17 protein-coding genes and 3 tRNA genes are annotated in these 21,013 nt (G+C 61.7%); 1 reads left to right on the forward strand and 19 read right to left on the reverse strand.

From position 1 onward, the window contains the following. Positions 1–365 precede the first annotated feature (365 nt). From F8N80_RS06285 to leuC, 19 genes are all read right to left on the reverse strand, one after another. Positions 366–442, reverse strand: a tRNA-Asp gene (locus tag F8N80_RS06285). Between the two features lie 93 nt (positions 443–535). Further along, positions 536–612: transfer RNA gene (locus tag F8N80_RS06290), tRNA-Asp, on the reverse strand. Positions 613–666: 54 nt separating this feature from the next. Then, a tRNA-Val gene (locus F8N80_RS06295) sits at positions 667–742 on the reverse strand. 273 nt (positions 743–1,015) lie between these two features. Beyond that, positions 1,016–1,792, reverse strand: a complete 777-nt coding sequence (locus F8N80_RS06300) for an SDR family oxidoreductase (protein ID WP_150743632.1) — start codon at positions 1,790–1,792, stop codon at positions 1,016–1,018. Continuing rightward, complete coding sequence (locus F8N80_RS06305; RefSeq protein ID WP_150783479.1) at positions 1,789–3,000, reverse strand: O-succinylhomoserine sulfhydrylase; 1,212 nt, start codon at positions 2,998–3,000, stop codon at positions 1,789–1,791. Before F8N80_RS06305 ends, F8N80_RS06300 begins: the two co-directional genes overlap by 4 nt. Positions 3,001–3,175: 175 nt before the next feature. Continuing rightward, positions 3,176–4,681 carry an amidophosphoribosyltransferase gene (gene purF / locus F8N80_RS06310; protein ID WP_150743630.1) on the reverse strand — a complete coding sequence of 502 codons (1,506 nt, stop codon included), beginning with the start codon at positions 4,679–4,681 and terminating at the stop codon, positions 3,176–3,178. 46 nt (positions 4,682–4,727) lie between these two features. Then, positions 4,728–5,288 (reverse strand): CvpA family protein, encoded by a 561-nt coding sequence (locus F8N80_RS06315; protein WP_150743629.1) that lies wholly within the window; start codon positions 5,286–5,288, stop codon positions 4,728–4,730. A gap of 99 nt (positions 5,289–5,387) precedes the next feature. After that, positions 5,388–6,059, reverse strand: coding sequence for an SPOR domain-containing protein (locus F8N80_RS06320; protein WP_150743628.1), 672 nt, complete (start codon positions 6,057–6,059; stop codon positions 5,388–5,390). Then, positions 6,043–7,350: a bifunctional tetrahydrofolate synthase/dihydrofolate synthase gene (folC, locus tag F8N80_RS06325; protein WP_150743627.1), complete on the reverse strand. Its 1,308-nt coding sequence runs from the start codon at positions 7,348–7,350 to the stop codon at positions 6,043–6,045. Before folC ends, F8N80_RS06320 begins: the two co-directional genes overlap by 17 nt. Then, complete coding sequence (gene accD, locus F8N80_RS06330; protein ID WP_150783480.1) at positions 7,347–8,267, reverse strand: acetyl-CoA carboxylase, carboxyltransferase subunit beta; 921 nt, start codon at positions 8,265–8,267, stop codon at positions 7,347–7,349. Before accD ends, folC begins: the two co-directional genes overlap by 4 nt. 255 nt (positions 8,268–8,522) lie before the next feature. Further along, positions 8,523–9,146: a phosphoribosylanthranilate isomerase gene (locus F8N80_RS06335; protein WP_150743625.1), complete on the reverse strand. Its 624-nt coding sequence runs from the start codon at positions 9,144–9,146 to the stop codon at positions 8,523–8,525. A 63-nt stretch (positions 9,147–9,209) separates the two neighbouring features. Beyond that, positions 9,210–10,034, reverse strand: coding sequence for a tRNA pseudouridine(38-40) synthase TruA (gene truA / locus F8N80_RS06340; RefSeq protein ID WP_150743847.1), 825 nt, complete (start codon positions 10,032–10,034; stop codon positions 9,210–9,212). Between the two features lie 311 nt (positions 10,035–10,345). Further along, positions 10,346–13,048 carry a FimV/HubP family polar landmark protein gene (locus F8N80_RS06345; RefSeq protein WP_150783481.1) on the reverse strand — a complete coding sequence of 901 codons (2,703 nt, stop codon included), beginning with the start codon at positions 13,046–13,048 and terminating at the stop codon, positions 10,346–10,348. Positions 13,049–13,257: 209 nt separating this feature from the next. After that, positions 13,258–14,268, reverse strand: coding sequence for an aspartate-semialdehyde dehydrogenase (locus F8N80_RS06350; RefSeq protein WP_150743623.1), 1,011 nt, complete (start codon positions 14,266–14,268; stop codon positions 13,258–13,260). A gap of 282 nt (positions 14,269–14,550) precedes the next feature. Continuing rightward, positions 14,551–15,663 (reverse strand): aspartate-semialdehyde dehydrogenase, encoded by a 1,113-nt coding sequence (gene asd, locus F8N80_RS06355; RefSeq protein WP_150743622.1) that lies wholly within the window; start codon positions 15,661–15,663, stop codon positions 14,551–14,553. A 69-nt stretch (positions 15,664–15,732) separates the two neighbouring features. Further along, on the reverse strand, positions 15,733–16,815 hold the full coding sequence (gene leuB, locus F8N80_RS06360) for a 3-isopropylmalate dehydrogenase (RefSeq protein WP_150783482.1): 1,083 nt from the start codon (positions 16,813–16,815) through the stop codon (positions 15,733–15,735). 110 nt (positions 16,816–16,925) lie between these two features. Beyond that, complete coding sequence (locus tag F8N80_RS06365; RefSeq protein WP_150783483.1) at positions 16,926–17,693, reverse strand: class I SAM-dependent methyltransferase; 768 nt, start codon at positions 17,691–17,693, stop codon at positions 16,926–16,928. 175 nt (positions 17,694–17,868) lie between these two features. Continuing rightward, a complete protein-coding gene (gene leuD, locus F8N80_RS06370; RefSeq protein WP_150743619.1) occupies positions 17,869–18,513 on the reverse strand; it encodes a 3-isopropylmalate dehydratase small subunit in 645 nt (214 codons plus the stop codon). Between the two features lie 10 nt (positions 18,514–18,523). Beyond that, positions 18,524–19,942 (reverse strand): 3-isopropylmalate dehydratase large subunit, encoded by a 1,419-nt coding sequence (leuC, locus tag F8N80_RS06375; RefSeq protein ID WP_150783484.1) that lies wholly within the window; start codon positions 19,940–19,942, stop codon positions 18,524–18,526. Between the two features lie 149 nt (positions 19,943–20,091). Here leuC and F8N80_RS06380 point away from each other — a divergent pair, with 149 nt between their 5' ends. Further along, positions 20,092–20,982: a LysR family transcriptional regulator gene (locus F8N80_RS06380; RefSeq protein WP_150743617.1), complete on the forward strand. Its 891-nt coding sequence runs from the start codon at positions 20,092–20,094 to the stop codon at positions 20,980–20,982. Positions 20,983–21,013 lie beyond the last annotated feature (31 nt).

A 21,013-nucleotide genomic window follows, 5' to 3' on the forward strand; every position in this document is an offset into this window, starting at 1 on the left:
ATATTTTAAATGCGACTCATTCTAATTAGTGTTGATACGCCAAACCAAGCCCTTTGTTCGGTTTACATCCCGAAAGAACGGCGATAAGTGAATGAACGATCGGCATTTCGGCCACGCAGGCCGCGTTTAATCAGGACTGAGCGCTGTTTAACGCATAGGTTAAAAAGGCAGGATTCATTGCGACCGCATTGGGTCGGCGGGTGCGAAGACGTGTGGCGGCGGGGAAAAGGAGGAAAAGCCAAAACGCAGATACAAAAAACCCCGGTCTTTCGACCAGGGTCTTTGCTATCGACTCGAATCAGACACTGGCTTGCCAGCAATCTTCTTCGTAGCATCAAGGCGTTCAGTGGGCCTTGATGCAGATATGGCGCAGCGGACGGGACTCGAACCCGCGACCCCCGGCGTGACAGGCCGGTATTCTAACCGACTGAACTACCGCTGCGTATCGCTGTGGACTTGCGTCCAGGTAAATCGTCTGACTGGAAAGCTTCGAGGCTTTTCAATCTCGGGCCAGGTAAAACCTGACTCGCAAATATGGCGCAGCGGACGGGACTCGAACCCGCGACCCCCGGCGTGACAGGCCGGTATTCTAACCGACTGAACTACCGCTGCGCGTCGGTGGAGGCTTTTCAGCTTCCATCTTGCTTGCGCAAGACTCTCAGGAAGTGGTGGGTGATGACGGGATCGAACCGCCGACATTCTGCTTGTAAGGCAGACGCTCTCCCAGCTGAGCTAATCACCCGTTTGCTTCTCCGAGGCCGCGAAATTTACGCACCTAACGAAGCTAAGTCAATAGCCTGCTTGAAGTTTTTCTTAAAAAGACAAAATCGTGTCATTCCACAAGGTGATGGCATCACCCACAATCATCCTTTTGCAGCAATACCGCCTTCGCGAGCAAGCCCGCTCCCACAGTGGACCGCATTTCTTCAGGTAGCACGCGGTCCCCTGTGGGAGCGGGCTTGCTCGCGAAAGCGGCGGCACAGCCAACACAAATGCTGGCCAGGTCTATGGGGATTTATTCGCTGTAGATCATTTTCTTGGTCATGCCGCCATCGACCACGAACTCCTGCCCCGTGACAAACCCGGCGTTCTTCGACACCAGCCACGCCACCATCGCCGCCACGTCCTCGACCGTCCCCACCCTGCCCGCCGGATGCTGGGCATGGTCGGCATCGGTCAGCGGCTCGGCACGTCGCACCGACGGATCCCGCGCATCGATCCAGCCCGGGCTGACCGCATTGACGCGGATTTCCGGCCCGAGGCTGATCGCCAGGGCGTGCGTCAGGGCCAACAGGCCGCCCTTGCTCGCCGCATAGGCCTCGGTGTCGGGTTCTGACTGCCCGGCGCGGGTCGAGGCCAGGTTGACGATCGCACCGCTGTGAGCACGCAGGTACGGCGCACAGTGCTTGGCCAACAGCATCGGCCCGCTGAGGTTCACCGCCAGCACCCGATTCCAGTACGCCAGGTCGAGGCTTTCGAGGGTGATGTTATGCGGATCGGCCACCGCCGCGTTGCACACCAGTGCGTCCAGGCGCCCGAATTGCCCCAGCACCTCGGCGACGCCCAGCGCCACCTGCCCTTCGCTGGAGACGTCCATGGCGATGAACCAGGCGTTGTCGCCCAGCACCTTCGCCACTTTCGAACCGCGCGCCCGGTCCAGGTCGGTCAGCACCACCTGCCAGCCTTCGCTGATCAGCCACGCCGCGATGCCCAGGCCGATGCCGCGCGCAGCCCCGGTGACCAGGGCGACGCGGCCGTTAGTACCAGTGCCCGGCCTCGACAATTGGATCACAGCGCAGCCAGGCCGCGCGCCAGATCGGCTTGCAGGTCTGCCACGTCTTCCAGGCCGACCGCGATGCGGATCAGGCTGTCGCGAATCCCCGCGGCTTCACGCTCCTGCGGCGCCAGACGGCCGTGGGAGGTGGTGCTCGGGTGAGTGATGGTGGTCTTGGTGTCGCCGAGGTTGGCGGTGATGGAAATCAGGCGCGTCGCATCGATAAAGCGCCAGGCGCCCTCTTTGCCGCCCTTGACCTCAAAGCTCACTACCGCGCCGAAGCCCTTCTGCTGACGCAAGGCCAGTTCGTGCTGCGGATGACTCTGGAGGCCGGCGTAATGGACTTTCTCGATGCCGTCCTGCTGCTCCAGCCATTCGGCCAGCTGCTGGGCGTTGGCGCAATGGGCTTTCATCCGCAGGCCGAGGGTTTCCAGGCCCTTGAGGAAGATCCAGGCGTTGAACGGGCTCAGGGTCGGCCCGGCGGTACGCAGGAAACCGACCACTTCTTTCATCTGCTCGCTGCGACCGGCCACTACGCCGCCCATGCAACGGCCCTGGCCGTCGATGAACTTGGTCGCCGAGTGCACGACGATGTCTGCGCCCAGCTTCAGCGGCTGCTGCAACGCCGGGGTGCAGAAGCAGTTGTCGACCACCAGCATCGCGCCTTTGGCGTGAGCGATTGTCGACAACTCGGCGATGTCCACCAGCTCGGCCAGCGGATTGGACGGCGACTCGACGAACAGCAATTTGGTATTGGCCTTGATCGCCGCGTCCCAGCCGGACAAGTCCGCCAGGGGCACGTAGTCGACTTCGATGCCGAAGCGCTTGAAGTACTTCTCGAACAGGCTGATGGTCGAGCCGAATACGCTGCGCGACACCAGCACGTGATCGCCGGCGCTGCACAGACTCATCACCACAGCCATGATCGCGGCCATGCCGGTCGCCGTGGCCACCGCTTGCTCGGCGCTTTCCAGCGCCGCGATGCGCTCTTCGAACGCGCGTACGGTCGGGTTGGTGTAGCGCGAGTAAACGTTACCCGGCACTTCCCCGGCAAAACGTGCCGCTGCGTCGGCAGCGGTACGGAATACGTAGCTGGAAGTGAAGAACATCGGATCACCGTGTTCGCCTTCCGGCGTGCGGTGCTGACCGGCGCGGACGGCCAGGGTATCGAACGCTACGCCTTCGAGGTCGCTATCCAGCCGACCGGCATCCCAATCCTGACTCATGCTGTCACTCCTTGCCTTGCTCGGTAGTAGATACAAAACCGGCCTGGAGGGGCACACCCGTTACTGTAGGAGCGAGGCTTGCCCGCGAAGGCGGCATCACATTCAACATCATTGTTGCCTGTGATACCGCCTTCGCGGGCAAGCCTCGCTCCTACAGGTGCAGGCCGGTAGAAGCTTAGTTGTTGTACAGATCGATGATCGCGCTGACCGCCTGGGTCTTGACCTTGGAGGCATCGTTACGCGCCTGCTCGATCTTGTTCAGGTATGCCTCGTCGACATCGCCGGTCACGTACTGGCCGTCGAACACCGCGCAATCGAATTTCTCGATCTTGATCTTGCCGCCACCGACCGCTTCGATCAAGTCAGGCAGGTCCTGATAGATCAACCAGTCAGCGCCGATCAGGTCGGCAACGTCCTGGGTCGAACGGTTGTGGGCGATCAGTTCGTGGGCGCTCGGCATGTCGATGCCGTAGACGTTCGGGTAACGCACGGCCGGTGCCGCGGAGCAGAAATAGACGTTCTTGGCGCCGGCTTCACGAGCCATCTGGATGATCTGCTTGCAGGTGGTGCCGCGAACGATCGAGTCGTCCACCAGCATCACGTTCTTGCCGCGGAATTCCAGCTCGATGGCGTTGAGCTTCTGGCGCACGGATTTTTTCCGTGCCGCCTGGCCCGGCATGATGAAGGTCCGGCCGATGTAGCGGTTCTTCACGAAGCCTTCGCGGAACTTGACGCCCAGGTGGTTCGCCAGCTCCAGGGCCGCGGTGCGGCTGGTGTCCGGAATCGGGATGACCACGTCGATGTCGTGATCCGGACGCTCGCGCAGGATCTTGTCAGCGAGTTTCTCGCCCATGCGCAGGCGGGCCTTGTACACGGAGACGCCGTCGATGATCGAGTCCGGACGCGCCAGGTAGACGTGTTCGAAGATGCACGGGGTCAGGGACGGGTTGGTCGCGCACTGGCGGGTGTGCAGCTTGCCGTCTTCAGTGATGTAGACCGCTTCGCCCGGCGCCAGGTCGCGAATCAGGGTGAAACCGAGCACGTCCAGGGACACGCTTTCGGAGGCGATCATGTACTCGACGCCTTCGTCGGTATGACGCTGGCCGAAGACGATCGGGCGGATGCCATGCGGGTCGCGGAAACCGACGATGCCGTAACCGGTCACCATCGCCACCACGGCATAACCCCCGACGCAACGGTTGTGCACGTCAGTGACGGCAGCAAACACGTCTTCTTCGGTCGGCTGCAGCTTGCCGCGCTGGGCAAGCTCGTGCGCGAACACGTTGAGCAGCACTTCCGAATCGGAGTTGGTGTTGACGTGGCGCAGGTCAGATTCGTAAATCTCCTTGGCCAGCTGTTCAACGTTGGTCAGGTTACCGTTGTGCGCCAGGGTGATGCCGTAAGGCGAGTTGACGTAAAACGGTTGGGCTTCGGCCGAAGTCGAGCTGCCCGCGGTCGGGTAACGCACATGGCCAATGCCCATGTGGCCGACCAGGCGCTGCATGTGACGCTGATGGAACACGTCACGCACCAGGCCATTGTCCTTGCGCAGGAATAACCGGCCATCATGGCTGGTCACGATACCGGCAGCGTCCTGGCCGCGGTGCTGGAGGACGGTTAGCGCGTCATACAGCGCCTGATTGACGTTCGACTTACCGACGATACCGACGATGCCACACATGCGACGCAACCCCTACTTAATGGATCTGAACTGAACTGAACACAACTCACTGCGGCGTTTTGGCCGTCGGCAAGAGGTGCTCCTTGAACGGTATATCAGCGGGTACGCTGATTCCGCTGGCAAGCCACTGACTGCTCCACCCGAGAATCAGGTTTTTGGACCAGTCTGCAACCAATAAAAACTTTGGCACGAGTTGCGATTGTTTCCACCACTCGTCCTGCTGTACCGGCCCCAGGCTCAACAGCCCGACCGCCACGACCACCAGCAACACGCCACGCGCGGCGCCGAAGGCCATGCCGAGGAATCGATCGGTCCCGGAGAGCCCGGTGACGCGAACCAACTCGCCGATAAGATAATTGATCATTGCGCCTACGATCAGCGTGGCGACAAACATGATGGCACAGCCCGTGATCACACGAGCCGATGGCGTTTCGATGTACCCGACGAGGTATTCGGACAATGCACCACCGAACAGCCAGGCGACGACTCCTGCGATGATCCAGGTCACCAGCGACAGTGCTTCTTTGACGAAGCCGCGGCTCAGACTGATCAATGCGGAGATGGCGACGATTGCAACGATCGCCCAATCAACCCAGGTAAATGGCACAGTGCAGCCTACAGACGGATAAGGCGGCGCATTTTAGCAGAGCCCATGCTTATCGGTAAGCTGCGATTGTCCGTGCATTTCAAAATCGGCGCGATAGTTTTAACCACGTTCCGGCTGGAAACGCACCACAAAGCCCTTGAGGTTCTGCTGGCGACTCAACAAGTCACGCAGGCGATCGGCTTCCGCGCGCTCGATCAGCGGCCCGACGAACACCCGATTTTTGCCGTCGGCCGTACGGATATAAGCATTGTAGCCCTGGCTGCGCAGGGATTTCTGCAGGCTTTCCGCGCTCGCCCGGTTCGCCAGACTGGCCACTTGCACCGACCAGCTGACCGACAGGCCGTTGGCATCGACCCGGCTCTGGGTGGTATCCGGCTTGCCCGGCGCGGCCGTGATCGGCCGGGAAGGCGCAGTGGTCGGCTTGTTAAGCGGAGCAGGCGCCGGAGCCGCAGGCGCTGTCACCGGTTTGGCGGCCGGTGCCGGCGCCACTGGCGCAGTCGGTGCAATCGGCGTCGACGGCTGTTCCTGCTGAGCGATTTCATCGTCGCTCGGCACCGGCTCCTGCGGCACGGCTTGCGGCTCGGGCACCACCACTGGCTCGACCTGCACTTGCGGCACTGCAGGCGCTTGCGGGGCGGCCGGCGCCTCGACCGTCACCTGACGCTGTTCGTCCTGGCGGGAAAACAGCATCGGCAGGAAAATCACCGCCAGCGCCACCAGGACCAGTGCGCCAATCATGCGCTGTTTGTATGCCTTATCCAGCAATGCCATTTGCCGCTTCCTCCGTGGAGCGCCGGGCCAGCCATTCCAGGGCCTCGGCGACACAATAAAATGATCCGAACAACAGAATCTCGTCGTCGCTCGTCGCTCGTGCACACTGCCCTTCCAGGGCGGCGGCCACACTGTCATAGGACGCTACCGACGCGCCGAGGTTCTGTAACGCCAGGTGTAAATCGCCGACCGGTCGTGCCCGCGGCGAATCCAGCGGCGCGACAGCCCAATGCTCGACACTGGCACTCAATTCGCCGACAACACCCTCCAGATCCTTGTCCGCCAGCAAGCCGAACACGGCCAGACGCTTGCCGGCCGGTGGCTGGCTGGCCAGGCGGCGGGCCAGATACTCGGCCGCATGGGGGTTATGCCCCACGTCCAGCAACAGGTTCAGACGCTTGCCCTGCCAGTCGAACTGGCGGCGATCGAGACGACCCACCACCCGCGTTGCGTTCAGGGCAGCGATAATCTGCGCTTCCACCCAAGGCAGGCCGAGCAGCAGATAGGCTTGTAACGCCAGTGCGGCGTTTTCCATCGGCAGATCGAGCAACGGCAGATCACGCAGTTCGACCACCCGCCCTTGAGCGTCAAGACCGCGCCATTGCCAGTGGTGATCGGTTACACCCAGGTCAAAATCGCGGCCACGCAGGAAAAATGGGCAATTGAGCTCGCGCGCCTTGTCCAGCAACGGCTGGGGAGGATTCAGATCGCCACAGAGCGCAGGTGCGCCCTGGCGGAAGATACCGGCCTTTTCAAAGGCCACGGACTCACGGGTGTCCCCCAGATAGTCCGCATGATCGACGCCGATGCTGGTGACCAGCGCCATGTCGGCATCCACCACGTTGACCGTGTCCAGGCGCCCGCCCAGCCCGACTTCCAGCACCACCGCATCGAGACCGGCCTGTTGAAACAGCCAGAACGCCGCCAGGGTGCCCATTTCGAAGTAGGTCAGGGACGTGTCGCCACGACCGGCCTCGACCGCAATAAAGGCCTGGCACAGCTCGGCGTCAGTGGCTTCGACGCCATTGACCTGCACCCGCTCGTTGTAACGCAGCAGGTGCGGAGAATTGTAGACCCCCACCTTCAGGCCTTGCGCCCGCAGCAACGACGCCACGAACGCACAGGTGGAACCCTTGCCATTGGTGCCGGTGACCGTGATCACCCGAGGCGCCGGCTTGCCCAGTCCCATGCGGGACGCTACCTGCTGCGAGCGCGCAAGGCCCATGTCGATGGCCGAAGGGTGCAGCTGCTCAAGGTAGGCGAGCCACTCGCCAAGGGTACGTTGGGTCATATGTTGGCAGGCACCGGTGGAACAACGATCGGTTCGATAGGAGCGGCGACGAATTTGGGCGTCGGCAGGCCCATCATTTGTGCCAGCAGGTTGCCCAGGCGCGGACGCAGCTCCTGACGGTGGATGATCATGTCGATCGCGCCGTGTTCCAGCAGGAACTCGCTGCGCTGGAAGCCTTCCGGCAGTTTTTCACGCACGGTCTGCTCGATCACGCGCGGGCCGGCAAAGCCGATCAGGGCTTTGGGCTCGCCGACGATCACGTCGCCAAGCATCGCCAGGCTGGCGGAAACGCCGCCGTAGACCGGGTCGGTCAGTACGGAGATGAACGGAATGCCTTCTTCGCGCAGACGCGCCAGTGCCGCGGAGGTCTTGGCCATTTGCATCAGCGAGATCAGGGCTTCCTGCATCCGCGCACCACCGGAGGCGGCGAAGCAGATCATCGGGCAACGGTTTTCCAGGGCGTAGTTGGCAGCGCGAACGAAGCGCTCGCCGACGATCGCGCCCATCGAACCGCCCATGAAGGAGAATTCGAAGGCCGCCACCACCACCGGCATGCCCAGCAGGGAGCCGCTCATGGAGATCAGCGCGTCTTTTTCGCCGGTCTGCTTCTGGGCCGCGGTCAGGCGATCCTTGTACTTCTTGCCGTCGCGGAATTTCAGGCGGTCGACCGGTTCCAGGTCCGCACCCAGTTCGGCACGACCTTCAACGTCGAGGAAGATGTCGATGCGCGCGCGGGCGCTGATACGCATGTGGTGGTTGCACTTGGGGCAAACGTCCAGGGTCTTTTCCAGCTCCGGACGGTACAACACAGCCTCGCAAGACGGGCATTTGTGCCACAGACCTTCAGGCACCGAGCTTTTCTTGACCTCGGAACGCATGATCGAAGGGATCAGTTTGTCTACTAACCAGTTGCTCATGCTTTCTTTCTCCAGTACCGGCGGCCCGAACGCTCTGGTTCGCAGCCCCGCGTATGCCCTTGAGCTAAATTCATATGTGCGGCGATGATCGATGGATCGCCACGGTCAGCGCGAGACATGACCTGCGTGCAACCCAAAACATCCTCAGCCATGCCTGCTTTGTGCAGGTGCAGTTATGGACGGCGGCAGCCTGCCAGCCGTCACATCAACGTAGGCGCTGGCAGAAGCCCGGTTCCTGCGGGCTCCCGCGGGTGCCTACGGGTTCGTACGTACCGCGTTGATGAACGCGTGAATCTTTGCGTGATCCTTGATCCCCTTGCTCGCCTCTACCCCGCCACTGACATCCACGGCATAAGGCCGAACCCGGGCAATGGCCTCGGCGACGTTATCCGGCGTCAAGCCGCCCGCCAGGATAATTGGTTTACTCAAGCCTTGCGGTATCAGAGACCAGTCGAACGCTTCCCCGGTTCCGCCGGGTACGCCTTCGACGTAGGCATCCAGCAGGATCCCGCTGGCACTTGGAAAAGCATCGCAGGCAGCGGCGATGTCATCTCCAGCCTTGACCCGCAGCGCCTTGATATACGGGCGGTGCCAGCCTTCGCAGTCGGCCGCGGTTTCGTCGCCATGGAACTGCAACAGGTCCAGCGGCACGGCGTCGAGGATTTCCCCCAACTCGCAGCGGCTGGCGTTGACGAACAGGCCCACGGTGGTCACGAACGGCGGCAGTGCCTTGATGATCGCGCGCGCCTGCTCGAACGTCACCGCCCGCGGGCTGTTGGCGTAGAACACAAAGCCGAGGGCATCGGCCCCGGCCTCGACCGCGGCCAATGCATCTTCCACGCGGGTAATGCCGCAAATCTTGCTGCGAACGGACGACATGTCGAGACAACCCCACGGCAAATCCGAGAAAGTCCCGGATGGTAACAAAAGCGTTCGAAGGCGTCAGCCGTCAAGTTCCGAGAAGCCGGTCAAGAAGTGCGGCCCGATGTAACGCTCGGGCAACTGGAACTCGTCGCGGTACTCGACCTGCACCAGGTACAAGCCGAACGGGTGCGCCGTCACCCCGCCGGAGCGACGGATGCGGCTTTCCAGGACTTCTTTCATCCACTCTACCGGGCGCTCGCCGGCACCGATGGTCATCAGTACCCCGGCGATGTTGCGCACCATATGGTGCAGGAAGGCACTGGCGCGGATGTCCAGCACGATCATCTTGCCGTGACGGGTGACGCGCAGGTGATGCAGTTCCTTGATCGGTGACTTGGCCTGGCACTGACCGGCGCGGAAAGCGCTGAAGTCGTGGGTGCCGACCAGGTATTGCGCCGCCTCGGCCATGCGCTCGACGTCCAGCGGACGGTGATTCCAGGTGATTTCATCGTTCAGGTGCGCCGGACGGATCTGATCGTTATAGATCACGTAACGATAGCGTCGGGCGATGGCCTTGAAGCGCGCATGAAAATGCGCCGGCATGACCTTGGCCCAGCTGACGCTGACGTCGTGGGGCAAGTTGATGTTGGCGCCCATGACCCAGGCTTTCATCGAGCGCTCGACTGGCGTGTCGAAGTGCACCACCTGCCCGCAGGCATGCACACCGGCATCGGTGCGTCCGGCGCAGAGTAGCGACACGGGGGAATCGGCGACTTTGGACAGGGCCTTTTCGAGGGTTTCCTGCACGGTGAGCACGCCAGAGGCCTGGCGCTGCCAGCCGCGATAACGCGAGCCCTTGTATTCAACGCCCAACGCGATCCGGAAAACGTCGTCGGCCGCCATTTCGGCGGCCGGGTTATCTATATTTCCCAAAGGAGTGACAGCCTGCTGATGTACGCAAAGGCGGGCATTATAAGGCCGCTGGACCGGGATGCCAGTGTAACCGTTGATAGTGTGTTGAATGGGATGGCCCCTTCGCGGGCAAGCCCGCTCCCACATTGGATCGGGGTTGCCGCATTAGTTGTGTCCGGCACTATCCCTGTGGGAGCGGGCTTGCTCGCGAAGGCGGCCCGACAGACGCCATCGCCTCCCCTCCCATAAACAAAAACGGCAGCCCCAATGGACTGCCGTTCTGTTCAAGCCTTGCCAATCGATCAAGCCAGGCGCGAAAGCATTTCCCTGGCTTCATCCTTCTGGCCCACATCACCCTCGGCCACCACCTCGTTAAGAATATCCCGTGCACCATCGGCATCGCCCATGTCGAGGTAGGCCTGGGCCAGATCGAGCTTGGTGGCGACTTCATCGGTGCCGGACAGGAAGTCGAATTCCGGCTCGTCAGCGGCCGAGGCCAAGGCATCCTCCGCGGTGAAGGTCGGCTCGGCGATGCTCTGCGACAGACGATCCAGCTCGGCATCGACATCATCGAGTTCCGCGGCAAAAGCTTGCGCAGCGGCAGGGGTGTTCATGTCATCGGCCAGCGACAGATCGAAGTCGGCCGGCAACTCCAGGTCGTCCAGGGTCATTGACGCAGCAGCCGGCGCGGGGGCAGCCGGCGCGTCCTTGACGCCCTCATCCAGGCTCAACAGGAAATCGTCTTCCGCCAGGGTCGCAGGCGTTGCATCGCCACCGAGGTCCATGTCCAGATCGAAGTCCGACAGGTCGTCGAGGTTTTCCCTGACTTCAGTCTGCCGTTGCAACACCGACTCGAAGCTCAAGTCGTCATCCCCTGGAAAAGCATCAGGTTCGTCCACAGCCTCCGGTGCCGGCGTCGGTGCAACCGGAGTCATCGCAGGACTTTGTGGCTCATCCAGACTCAAATCGAAGGCACTGTCGAAGTCATCGGGCACCGCTGCTGCCGCCGCGGGACTTTGCGGCACATCCAGACTCAAATCGAAGGCATTGTCGAAGTCATCGGGCACCGCTGGCGCCTGCGGTTCGTCCAGCAGCAGCTCCCGAACGTATTGCGCGTCCAGCTCGGCCGCCATGGCGGCAGCGACGATACCACCGGCGGCCGCGACGGCCATGGCCGGGAAGCGGCTTTTCAGCTGTTCTACCCGCGCAAAGTTCTCGCCATTGGCCACCAGTTGGCGCTCCTGGGCGACAAACGCGTCACGGATGCCCTGCTGGCCGTAGACTTCCATCAGCTTCAGGCGCAGGTCACTGCGTTGCGGTTCATACTTGATGCTGTCTTCGAGCAATGCGGCAGCCTGATTCAGGCGACCGGCGGCAAAATGCGTATGCGCTTTGCGCAGTACGTCGTCATCGTGGCGATCGACAGCCGGCGATACCAATGGCGCGGCTATGGGCGGCATGACCACCACCGGAGCAATCACCGGAGCGGGGGCAGGGGCAGGAGCGGGGGCAGGGGCAGGCGCTGGAGCAGGAGCAGGCGCTGGCGCGGTATCGAGCTTCACGCTCGGCGGCGACACTTCCAGGCCTTCGAAGTTGTTTTCCGCCAGATCCTGTGCGGTAGGGAATTGCTGCTCTTCGGCCAGTTCCCGGGCCATGCGCAGGTGTTTCTCGGCTTCTTGCCCGGCTTTGCGGCGACGAGCCAGCAACAGCAGCAACAGCAGCAGGACCACGGCCCCGCCACCCACCAACCCCATCAGTACCGGATTGGTCAGCAGCTCGTTGAATTTCTGCTCGTCGGACGCTGGCGTCGGCTCGACTGGCGTCTCGGCCGGTGCCGAGGTTGGCTCGGTTGCAGCCGGCGTTGCCTCGGATGCAGGTGCAGGTGTGGCCGCCAGTTCGGCGGAGATCGCCGCAGTGGCTGCCGTATCAGTCGGAGCGCCCGCGGCACCTTCGGCCTGCAACCTGGCCAGTTGATTGTTCTTCAGTTCGATCAGGCGCTGCAGCTTGTCCAGCTGACTTTGCAGATCGGTCATGCGGCTTTTCAGTTCCTCGTTGTCACGACGGGTCGTGTCGAGGCTCTCCTGAGTCACGGCCAGCTTGTTGTTCAAGGCCTTGGCGTCGCCTGCGGCACCTTTGCCTCCCGCCTTTTCGGACTCGGCAGACACCAGGCTCAAATTGTCCCTGGCGGTTTGCGCAGCCGTGCCATCGCCACGCGGACGGTTGGTGGCATCGAGTTGCTGCTGCCCTGCCCCGGTCTTCGGCACATAGCGCCGGCCCTGACGCCATGCAGTGTTCTGCGCGGCCACTACGGCAATGGCTTGTTGCTGCGGCAGCTGGGTGCTCTGTGCCTGATCCGGCAGCCGCAGCACCTGACCGGTTTTCAGTCGGTTGATGTTGCCGTCGATAAAGGCATCCGGGTTCAGCGCCTGGATGGCCAGCATGGTTTGCTGGACCGAACCGCCATTGCGCGCCTTCGCCGCGATTTCCCACAGGGTATCCCGTGGCGTAGTGGTGTATTCGGTCGGCTGGGTGGCACCGGTCACGGGGGCGGTGACGGTTGGCGTCGGTGCCGGTTGCGCAGCCACATCAGCGGTCTGTGGCGAGAACCTGGAAGGATCGAGCAGCAAGCTGTAATCGCGCAACAGGCGGCCGTTGGGCCACATGACCTGAACCAGGAATTTCACCATCGGTTCGGACAAAGGCTTGCTGGACGTCACACGCAGGACGCTTTTACCGCCGGGGTTGAGCACGGGGGTAAAGCTCAGGTCGTTGAGAAACGCCTGGCGGTCGACACCGGCCTTGGCGAAATCTTCCGGCGAAGCCAGGCTCGGCACCACGTCGGCAGCGGTGAGTTCCTTGACGTCGAGCAATTCGATTTCCGCCACCAGCGGCTGGTCCAGCGTCGATTTCAGGGTCAGTTCCCCAAGCCCGAGCGCATGCGCCATACCGGAGGACAGCGCCGACGCGGCCGCTATTGCTAACACCAGTTTGCGAACTTGAACCATAGCCTCTTCCTTTGTTTGAACATTCCTCGGCCAGCGAGAAGGTGTTGATAGTCGCTGCCGCAAGGCATTGCGCGCGGCAACGAGGAGTCGTCGCGCGCGATCGTTTCATTCATGCCGTGGAAAGCCCCCCCAGGGTGGCTCGCCTTCAGCAGTCCGGACCAAGCATAGCGTTGGCTGGAACCCTTGGAAAAATTGTTGCCAAGTATCTTTTACACAAGGTTTTTTATCAATAATTCAGCCACCTGCACAGCATTGAGCGCCGCGCCTTTGCGCACGTTATCTGACGTCAGCCACACATTAAGTTCCGACAGGTCGTCGATTCCGCTGCGAACCCGACCAACGTAGACCACGTCCTGCCCGACCGCATCGCCGACCGGCGTCGGATAGTCGCCGGCTTCCACCAACTCGATACCCGGGGCGTCTTCCAGGGCCGCATTGACTTTCGCCAGGTCGATGTCGCTCGCAGACTGCAAGGTCACGCTGAAGCTATCGCCAAAAAACACCGGGGCTTGAATGCAAGTGACGGAAATCTTCAATGCAGGCAGGGCCAAGACCTGGCGCAGTTCGCGCACCAGGCGTTTTTCCAGCAGCGTATGACCTTGCTCATCAGGTTTGCCGACTTGCGCCAGCAGGTTGAAGGCCATCTGCCGATCAAAGAAAGTCGGTTCCAGCGGGCGCACGTTGAGCAGTTCGGCGGTTTGCCGGGCCAGCTCGGTCACGGCTTCGCGACCTTGGGCAGAGACCGCCAGCGCAGCCGTCAGGTGAATGCGTTGCAGGTCGAGCAAACCGAGCAACGGCGCCAGCACCACGGCCAGCGTGGTGGCCGACGGGCTTGGGCTGCTGACCTGGAAGGGCTTTTGCAGACCGGCGAGCACCTGTGCATTGGCTTCCGGCACCACTTGCGGAGCCTGATCGGCCGGCAACGCGCCGGACAGGTCGATCAGCGAGCAACCGGCGGCGGTGGCGCGCGAGGCGAAACTCAGGGTCACCGCCGGGCCGGCGGCGAAGAACACCAGCTGGACTTTGCTGAAGTCGAACTCATCGACTTCCCGCACCCGCACGTTCTTGCCGCGAAACGGCACCGAATGCCCGGCCGATTCGCTGCTGGCCAGCAGGTGCAGGTTGCCGACCGGGAAGTCGCGCTCTTCGAGAATCTGCACGAGTGTTTCGCCGACAGTACCGGTGGCGCCGATCACGGCAATATCAAAGGACTGGCTCATGGTTTTACCTCTGGCGAAACGGGGGGAGCGGCACTTTACCGGGTGGTGGATAAGCAAGCAATTCTGCCAAGGATTCGCGGTGCCTGTACTTGCCCCTTCGCGGGCAAGCCCGCTCCCACAGTGGTCGGTGTCGAGCCCAAAGTTTATGTACACCAATGAAACCTGTGGGAGCGGGCTTGCCCGCGAAGGGGCCGGTACGGGCAACCAAAAAACTTCAGACTGCCAGCTATAAAAAAACCCGCACCTCTTTCAAGGCACGGGTTTTTTCATTGCTTCAATCGATCACCGCTCGAGCAGAATCCGCAGCATGCGACGCAGCGGTTCGGCCGCGCCCCACAGCAGCTGGTCGCCGACGGTGAACGCACCCACGTACTGGGTGCCCATGTTCAGCTTGCGCAGGCGGCCAACCGGAATGTTCAGGGTGCCGGTGACTTTCGTCGGGCTCAGCTCCTGCATGCTGATGTCGCGGCTGTTCGGTACCAGCTTGACCCAAGGGTTGTGCTGGCTGATCAGCCCTTCGATGTCGGCGATCGGCACGTCTTTGTTCAGCTTGATGGTCAGCGCCTGGCTGTGGCAACGCATCGCGCCGATACGCACGCAGATGCCATCCACCGGGATCGGGCTCTTGAAGCGACCGAGGATCTTGTTGGTCTCGGCCTGGGCCTTCCACTCTTCGCGGCTCTGGCCGTTCGGCAGTTCCTTGTCGATCCACGGGATCAGGCTGCCAGCCAGCGGTACGCCGAAGTTTTCGGTCGGGTACGCGTCGCTGCGCATGGCTTCGGCGACACGACGGTCGATGTCGAGAATGGCGCTGGCCGGGTCGGCCAGTTGATCGGCGACAGCGGCGTGGGTCGCGCCCATCTGCTTGATCAGTTCACGCATGTTCTGCGCGCCGGCACCGGAGGCCGCCTGATACGTCATGGCGCTCATCCACTCCACCAGACCGGCTTCGAACAGCCCCCCCAGGCCCATCAGCATCAGGCTGACGGTGCAGTTGCCGCCGATGTAGTTCTTGGTGCCCGCGTCGAGCTGCTGGTCGATGACCTTGCGGTTCACCGGGTCCAGCACGATCACCGCGTCATCCTGCATGCGCAGGCTGGAAGCGGCGTCGATCCAGTAACCCTGCCAGCCGGCTTCGCGCAGCTTCGGGAAGACTTCGCTGGTGTAGTCGCCACCCTGGCACGTCAGAATCACGTCGAGGGTTTTCAGCTCTTCAATGCTGTAAGCGTCCTTGAGCGGAGCAATGTCCTTGCCCACGGACGGGCCTTGACCACCGACATTGGAAGTGGTGAAAAACACCGGCTCGATAAGATCGAAATCCTGCTCTTCCAGCATCCGCTGCATGAGCACGGAACCGACCATACCGCGCCAACCGATCAGACCTACACGTTTCATCGCAACTACACCTTCTTTAAAAAGTGGGCCGCTGCTTTCTAGAGTGAAAGTTGCAGCGGGCCCGAGAGATTACAGATTCCGCAGCGCGGCGACTACTGCATCGCCCATTTCCTGCGTACCGACTTTAGTGCAACCGGTCGACCAGATGTCGCCCGTGCGCAGGCCCTGGTCCAGAACCAGGCTCACAGCCTTCTCGATCGCGTCTGCCGCGCCCGATTGGTTGAAGCTGTATCGCAACATCATCGACACCGACAAAATGGTCGCCAACGGGTTGGCAATGCCCTTGCCCGCGATGTCCGGCGCCGAACCGTGGCAGGGTTCGTACATGCCTTTGTTGTGGGTGTCCAGGGAGGCCGACGGTAGCATGCCGATGGAGCCGGTGAGCATCGACGCCTGGTCGGACAGGATGTCACCGAACATGTTGTCGGTCACGATCACGTCGAATTGCTTCGGTGCACGCACCAGTTGCATGGCGGCGTTGTCGACGTACATGTGGCTCAGTTCGACTTCAGGGTAATCCTTGGCCACTTCCTCAACGATTTCTCGCCACAGCTGGCTGGAAGCCAGGACGTTGGCCTTGTCCACCGAGCACAGCTTCTTGCCGCGCACCATGGCCATGTCGAAACCGACACGGGCGATGCGGCGGATTTCGCTTTCGCTGTACGGCAGGGTGTCGTAGGACTGACGCTCGCCGTTTTCCAGGATGCGGGTGCCACGTGGCGCGCCGAAGTAGATGCCACCGGTCAGCTCGCGGACGATCAGGATGTCCAGCCCGGAGACGATTTCTGCCTTCAGGCTCGAAGCTTCGGCCAGTTGCGGGTAGAGGATCGCCGGACGCAGGTTGCCGAACAGGCCCAGTTGCGCGCGGATCTTCAGCAGGCCGCGCTCAGGGCGGATGTCACGTTCGATGGCGTCCCATTTCGGACCGCCCACGGCGCCCAGCAGCACAGCGTCCGCCGCGCGGGCGCGATCTAGGGTTTCGTCGGCCAAAGGCACGCCGTGCTTGTCGATGGCCGCGCCACCGATCACGTCAAAGCTCAGCTCGAAGCCCAGGCTGTACCTGGCGTTGGCCAGTTCCAGCACCTTGACCGCTTCGGCCATGATTTCCGGGCCAATACCGTCACCTGGGAGAATCAGAATCTGCTTGCTCATGCTTTCCTCATGTCATCAGTCGGTGCGCCCCATGGGCGCACCCGGAAAAAGTCTATCGCTCGGCGGCTATCGTTCAGAGCTTATTGTTTTCAACGCTTATCGTTCAGTGCCTATCGTTCTGCAATCAGCACCAGCACATCTGTACTGAACGAACCATCGGCCTCGATTTCAAAATATTCGCGCACTTCATTGCCCATGGACTGCTGCAACTCGCGGATTGCCGCGCGCATCACCTGTGGCGTGCGCATGCGCTCGACCCAGCTGGTGTACTCCAGGCGCAAGCGTTGGCGCGTGGTGCTGCGGGTATGCAACCCCGCTTCGCTGACCTGGCGCAACCACTCACCGGCAGAATAATCGCGCACATGGCTGGTGTCGCGCAGCACTTCGACGCTTTGCAGGTAAGTGTCGAACAATGGACTGCCCGGTGACAACACGTCGACGAACGCCGCCACCCCGCCCGGCTTCAGCACCCGACGAACTTCCCGCAGTGCCAGCCCGAGGTCGCTCCAATGGTGCGCCGAATAACGGCTGAACACGAAATCGAACTCGCCATCGGCGAACGGCAGGCGCTCGGCGGCGCCGTTGACCGTGGTGACGTTGCCCAGGCCACGGTCGACCGCGGCGGCGGCCACCACGTCGAGCATCTGCTGCGACAGGTCGTAGGCCACCACTTCCTTGACCAGCGACGCCACGTGGAAACTCACGTGACCGGCGCCGCAGCCCAGGTCCAGCACCCGCGCTTCGCCCTGCCCTGCCAGTTCAGCCTGTAGCAGGGCGAATTCGGTGCCTTGGGCGTGAACGGCGCTGCTCAGGTAGGCGGCGGCCTGTTCACCGAATTGCTTTTGTACTACCTGGCTGTGCTGGGCGGTGCTGGTCATGGGGACTTCCTTTTTGGGGTTTAGCCTTGTGGTGTCCGGGCTGCCGTCTTCGCGAGCAAGCCCGCTCCCACATAGGCACTTCGTCGGGCACATATTTTGTGTACACCAAAGATCAACTGTGGGAGCGGGCTTGCTCGCGAAGGGGCCAGCCCTGCCTACATAAATCCCGGATCAATCACGCGTCACGAAACAACCAAGGCTGGCTGGCCCGATGCTTGGCTTCAAACGTCGCAATCGCCTCGTGGTCCATCAACGTCAGACCGATATCGTCCAGACCATTGAGCAGGCAATGCTTACGAAACGCATCAATCTCAAAGCGGAGCACCTTGCCATCCGGACGGGTCACCGTCTGTGCTTCCAGATCAACCTGCAACTGATAACCCGGAGTCGCCTCAACCTGCTGGAACAGCTCATCAACCTCAGCGTCGCTCAAGATGATCGGCAGCAACCCATTCTTGAAGCTGTTATTGAAGAAAATGTCGGCGTAGCTCGGCGCGATGATGCTGCGAAAACCGTACTCTTCCAGCGCCCACGGCGCATGCTCGCGGCTGGAACCGCAACCGAAGTTTTCACGGGCCAGCAACACGCTGGCGCCTTGATAACGTTCGGCGTTGAGCACGAAGTCCTTGTTCAGTGGACGCTTGGAGTTGTCCTGATACGGCTGCCCCACATCCAGGTAACGCCATTCATCGAACAGGTTCGGGCCGAAACCCGTGCGCTTGATCGACTTCAAGAATTGCTTGGGAATGATCTGGTCGGTGTCGACGTTGGCACGATCCAGAGGCGCGACAAGACCGGTGTGCTGGGTAAAAGCTTTCATGCTGCGCTCCTCAGATCAATTCACGGACGTCGACGAAACGACCGTTCACAGCGGCGGCGGCGGCCATGGCCGGGCTCACCAGGTGGGTACGGCCACCAGCGCCCTGACGGCCTTCGAAGTTACGGTTGGAGGTCGAGGCACAGTGCTCGCCACTTTCCAAACGGTCCGGGTTCATCGCCAGGCACATCGAGCAGCCCGGCTCACGCCATTCGAAACCGGCATCGAGGAAAATCTTGTCCAGGCCTTCCGCTTCGGCCTGAGCTTTTACCAGGCCCGAGCCCGGCACCACGATGGCCTGCTTGATGGTCGACGCCACTTTGCGGCCCTTGGCGATCACTGCCGCCGCACGCAGGTCTTCGATCCGCGAGTTGGTGCAGGAACCGATGAAAACCCGGTCCAGCTGGATGTCGGTGATCGCCTGATTGGCGGTCAAACCCATGTACTTCAAGGCGCGCTCGATGGAGCCACGCTTGACCAGGTCCATTTCCTTGGCCGGGTCCGGCACGTTTTGATCAACGGCCAACACCATCTCGGGCGACGTGCCCCAGCTGACTTGCGGTTTGATCTGGGTCGCGTCGAGCTCGACGATGGTGTCGAACGTGGCGTCTTTATCGGTCACCAGGTCTTTCCAGGCTTCGACAGCCAGGTCCCATTCCGCGCCTTTCGGGGCAAATGGACGGCCCTTGACGTATTCCACGGTCTTTTCGTCCGCCGCCACCAGGCCTACGCGCGCACCGGCCTCGATCGACATGTTGCAAATGGTCATGCGGCCTTCAACGGACAGGTCGCGAATCGCGCTACCGGCGAACTCGATGGCATGGCCGTTACCGCCGGCGGTGCCGATCTTGCCGATCACCGCGAGGACGATGTCCTTGGCGGTCACGCCGAATGGCAACTGGCCCTCGACCGACACCAGCATATTCTTCATTTTCTGGGCGACCAGGCACTGGGTGGCGAGCACATGCTCGACCTCGGAAGTGCCGATACCGTGCGCCAGGGCACCGAACGCGCCATGGGTCGAGGTATGGGAGTCGCCGCAGACCACGGTCATGCCCGGCAAGGTAGCGCCCTGCTCCGGGCCAATGACGTGGACGATGCCCTGGCGGACGTCGTTCATCTTGAATTCGACGATGCCGTACTCGTCACAGTTATCGTCGAGGGTCTGCACCTGCAAACGCGAGACCTCGTCGGCAATGGCCTCGATGCCGCCCTTGCGCTCCGGCGTGGTCGGTACGTTGTGGTCCGGGGTCGCGATGTTGGCGTCGATGCGCCAAGGCTTGCGCCCGGCCAGGCGCAGGCCTTCGAAGGCTTGCGGCGAGGTCACTTCATGGATGATGTGACGATCGATGTAGATCAGCGCAGAGCCATCGTCGCGCTGCTTGACCAAATGCGAATCCCAGAGCTTGTCGTAGAGCGTTTTGCCGGCCATCAGACGGTTTCCTCATCAGCGTGTTTCTATGCCCTGGGTCTTGAATGATTTCAATAACCCTTTGGCTTGTGAGGTCGATCCTAGGGGGTTACATTAAATAACTCAAATTCATATTTTTTATGCTTTGGATAACCAACTGGAATACGACGATGGATCTGGCCAACCTCAATGCTTTTATCGCGATAGCCGAGACCGGGAGTTTCTCCGGCGCCGGTGAGCGGCTGCACCTGACCCAACCGGCCATCAGCAAACGCATCGCCGGGCTGGAGCAGCAATTGAAGGTGCGCCTGTTCGATCGCCTGGGTCGTGAAGTCGGCCTGACCGAGGCCGGCCGCGCCTTGTTGCCCCGGGCTTATCAGATCCTCAATGTGCTGGACGACACCCGCCGCGCCCTGACCAACCTGACCGGCGAAGTGAGTGGCCGCCTGACCCTGGCCACCAGTCACCACATCGGCCTGCACCGCCTGCCGCCTTTATTAAGGGAGTTCACCCGACGTTACCCAGAGGTGGCGCTGGATATTCAGTTCCTCGACTCGGAAGTGGCCTACGAAGAAATTCTCCATGGCCGCGCCGAGCTGGCGGTCATCACCCTGGCGCCGGAGCCCCACGCCCTGGTCAAGGCCACGCCCGTATGGGACGACCCGCTGGATTTCGTGGTCGCCCCGGAGCACTCGCTGATCAGCAACGGCCCGGTCAGCCTGGCGGACATCGCCCTGCACCCGGCGGTATTCCCCGGCGGCAATACCTTTACCCACCACATCGTGCGGCGCCTGTTCGAAGCCCGGGGCCTGACGCCGAACATCGCCATGAGCACCAATTATCTGGAAACGATCAAGATGATGGTCTCGATCGGCCTCGCCTGGAGCGTGTTGCCGCGCACCATGCTCGACGAGCAAGTTGCACGAATACCTTTGCCGGGCATACAACTGACTCGCCAGCTAGGCTATATCCTTCACACCGAACGGACGCTCTCGAATGCGGCACGGGCCTTCATGGCTTTGCTGGATGCACAAATCGATAGGCCAGGGATTCAAGGCTAAGCTGTGCTACGTCTGTTGAGTCTTTTGAGAG

It is taken from the genome of Pseudomonas fluorescens (genome assembly GCF_902497995.1).
GTDB lineage: Bacteria > Pseudomonadota > Gammaproteobacteria > Pseudomonadales > Pseudomonadaceae > Aquipseudomonas > Aquipseudomonas fluorescens_BK.

Bases quoted from the DNA above. Each gene is read 5' to 3' on its own strand.
- F8N80_RS06380 (WP_150743617.1), top strand. From the start codon at position 20,092: ATGGATCTGGCCAACCTCAATGCTTTTATCGCGATAGCCGAGACCGGG.
- F8N80_RS06335 (WP_150743625.1), bottom strand. From the start codon at position 9,146: ATGTCGTCCGTTCGCAGCAAGATTTGCGGCATTACCCGCGTGGAAGAT.
- F8N80_RS06365 (WP_150783483.1), bottom strand. From the start codon at position 17,693: ATGACCAGCACCGCCCAGCACAGCCAGGTAGTACAAAAGCAATTCGGT.
- asd (WP_150743622.1), bottom strand. From the start codon at position 15,663: ATGAAACGTGTAGGTCTGATCGGTTGGCGCGGTATGGTCGGTTCCGTG.
- folC (WP_150743627.1), bottom strand. From the start codon at position 7,350: ATGACCCAACGTACCCTTGGCGAGTGGCTCGCCTACCTTGAGCAGCTG.
- leuB (WP_150783482.1), bottom strand. From the start codon at position 16,815: ATGAGCAAGCAGATTCTGATTCTCCCAGGTGACGGTATTGGCCCGGAA.
- F8N80_RS06350 (WP_150743623.1), bottom strand. From the start codon at position 14,268: ATGAGCCAGTCCTTTGATATTGCCGTGATCGGCGCCACCGGTACTGTC.
- leuD (WP_150743619.1), bottom strand. From the start codon at position 18,513: ATGAAAGCTTTTACCCAGCACACCGGTCTTGTCGCGCCTCTGGATCGT.
- leuC (WP_150783484.1), bottom strand. From the start codon at position 19,942: ATGGCCGGCAAAACGCTCTACGACAAGCTCTGGGATTCGCATTTGGTC.
- accD (WP_150783480.1), bottom strand. From the start codon at position 8,267: ATGAGCAACTGGTTAGTAGACAAACTGATCCCTTCGATCATGCGTTCC.
- truA (WP_150743847.1), bottom strand. From the start codon at position 10,034: ATGGCGGCCGACGACGTTTTCCGGATCGCGTTGGGCGTTGAATACAAG.
- F8N80_RS06305 (WP_150783479.1), bottom strand. From the start codon at position 3,000: ATGAGTCAGGATTGGGATGCCGGTCGGCTGGATAGCGACCTCGAAGGC.
- F8N80_RS06345 (WP_150783481.1), bottom strand. From the start codon at position 13,048: ATGGTTCAAGTTCGCAAACTGGTGTTAGCAATAGCGGCCGCGTCGGCG.
- F8N80_RS06320 (WP_150743628.1), bottom strand. From the start codon at position 6,059: ATGGCATTGCTGGATAAGGCATACAAACAGCGCATGATTGGCGCACTG.
- purF (WP_150743630.1), bottom strand. From the start codon at position 4,681: ATGTGTGGCATCGTCGGTATCGTCGGTAAGTCGAACGTCAATCAGGCG.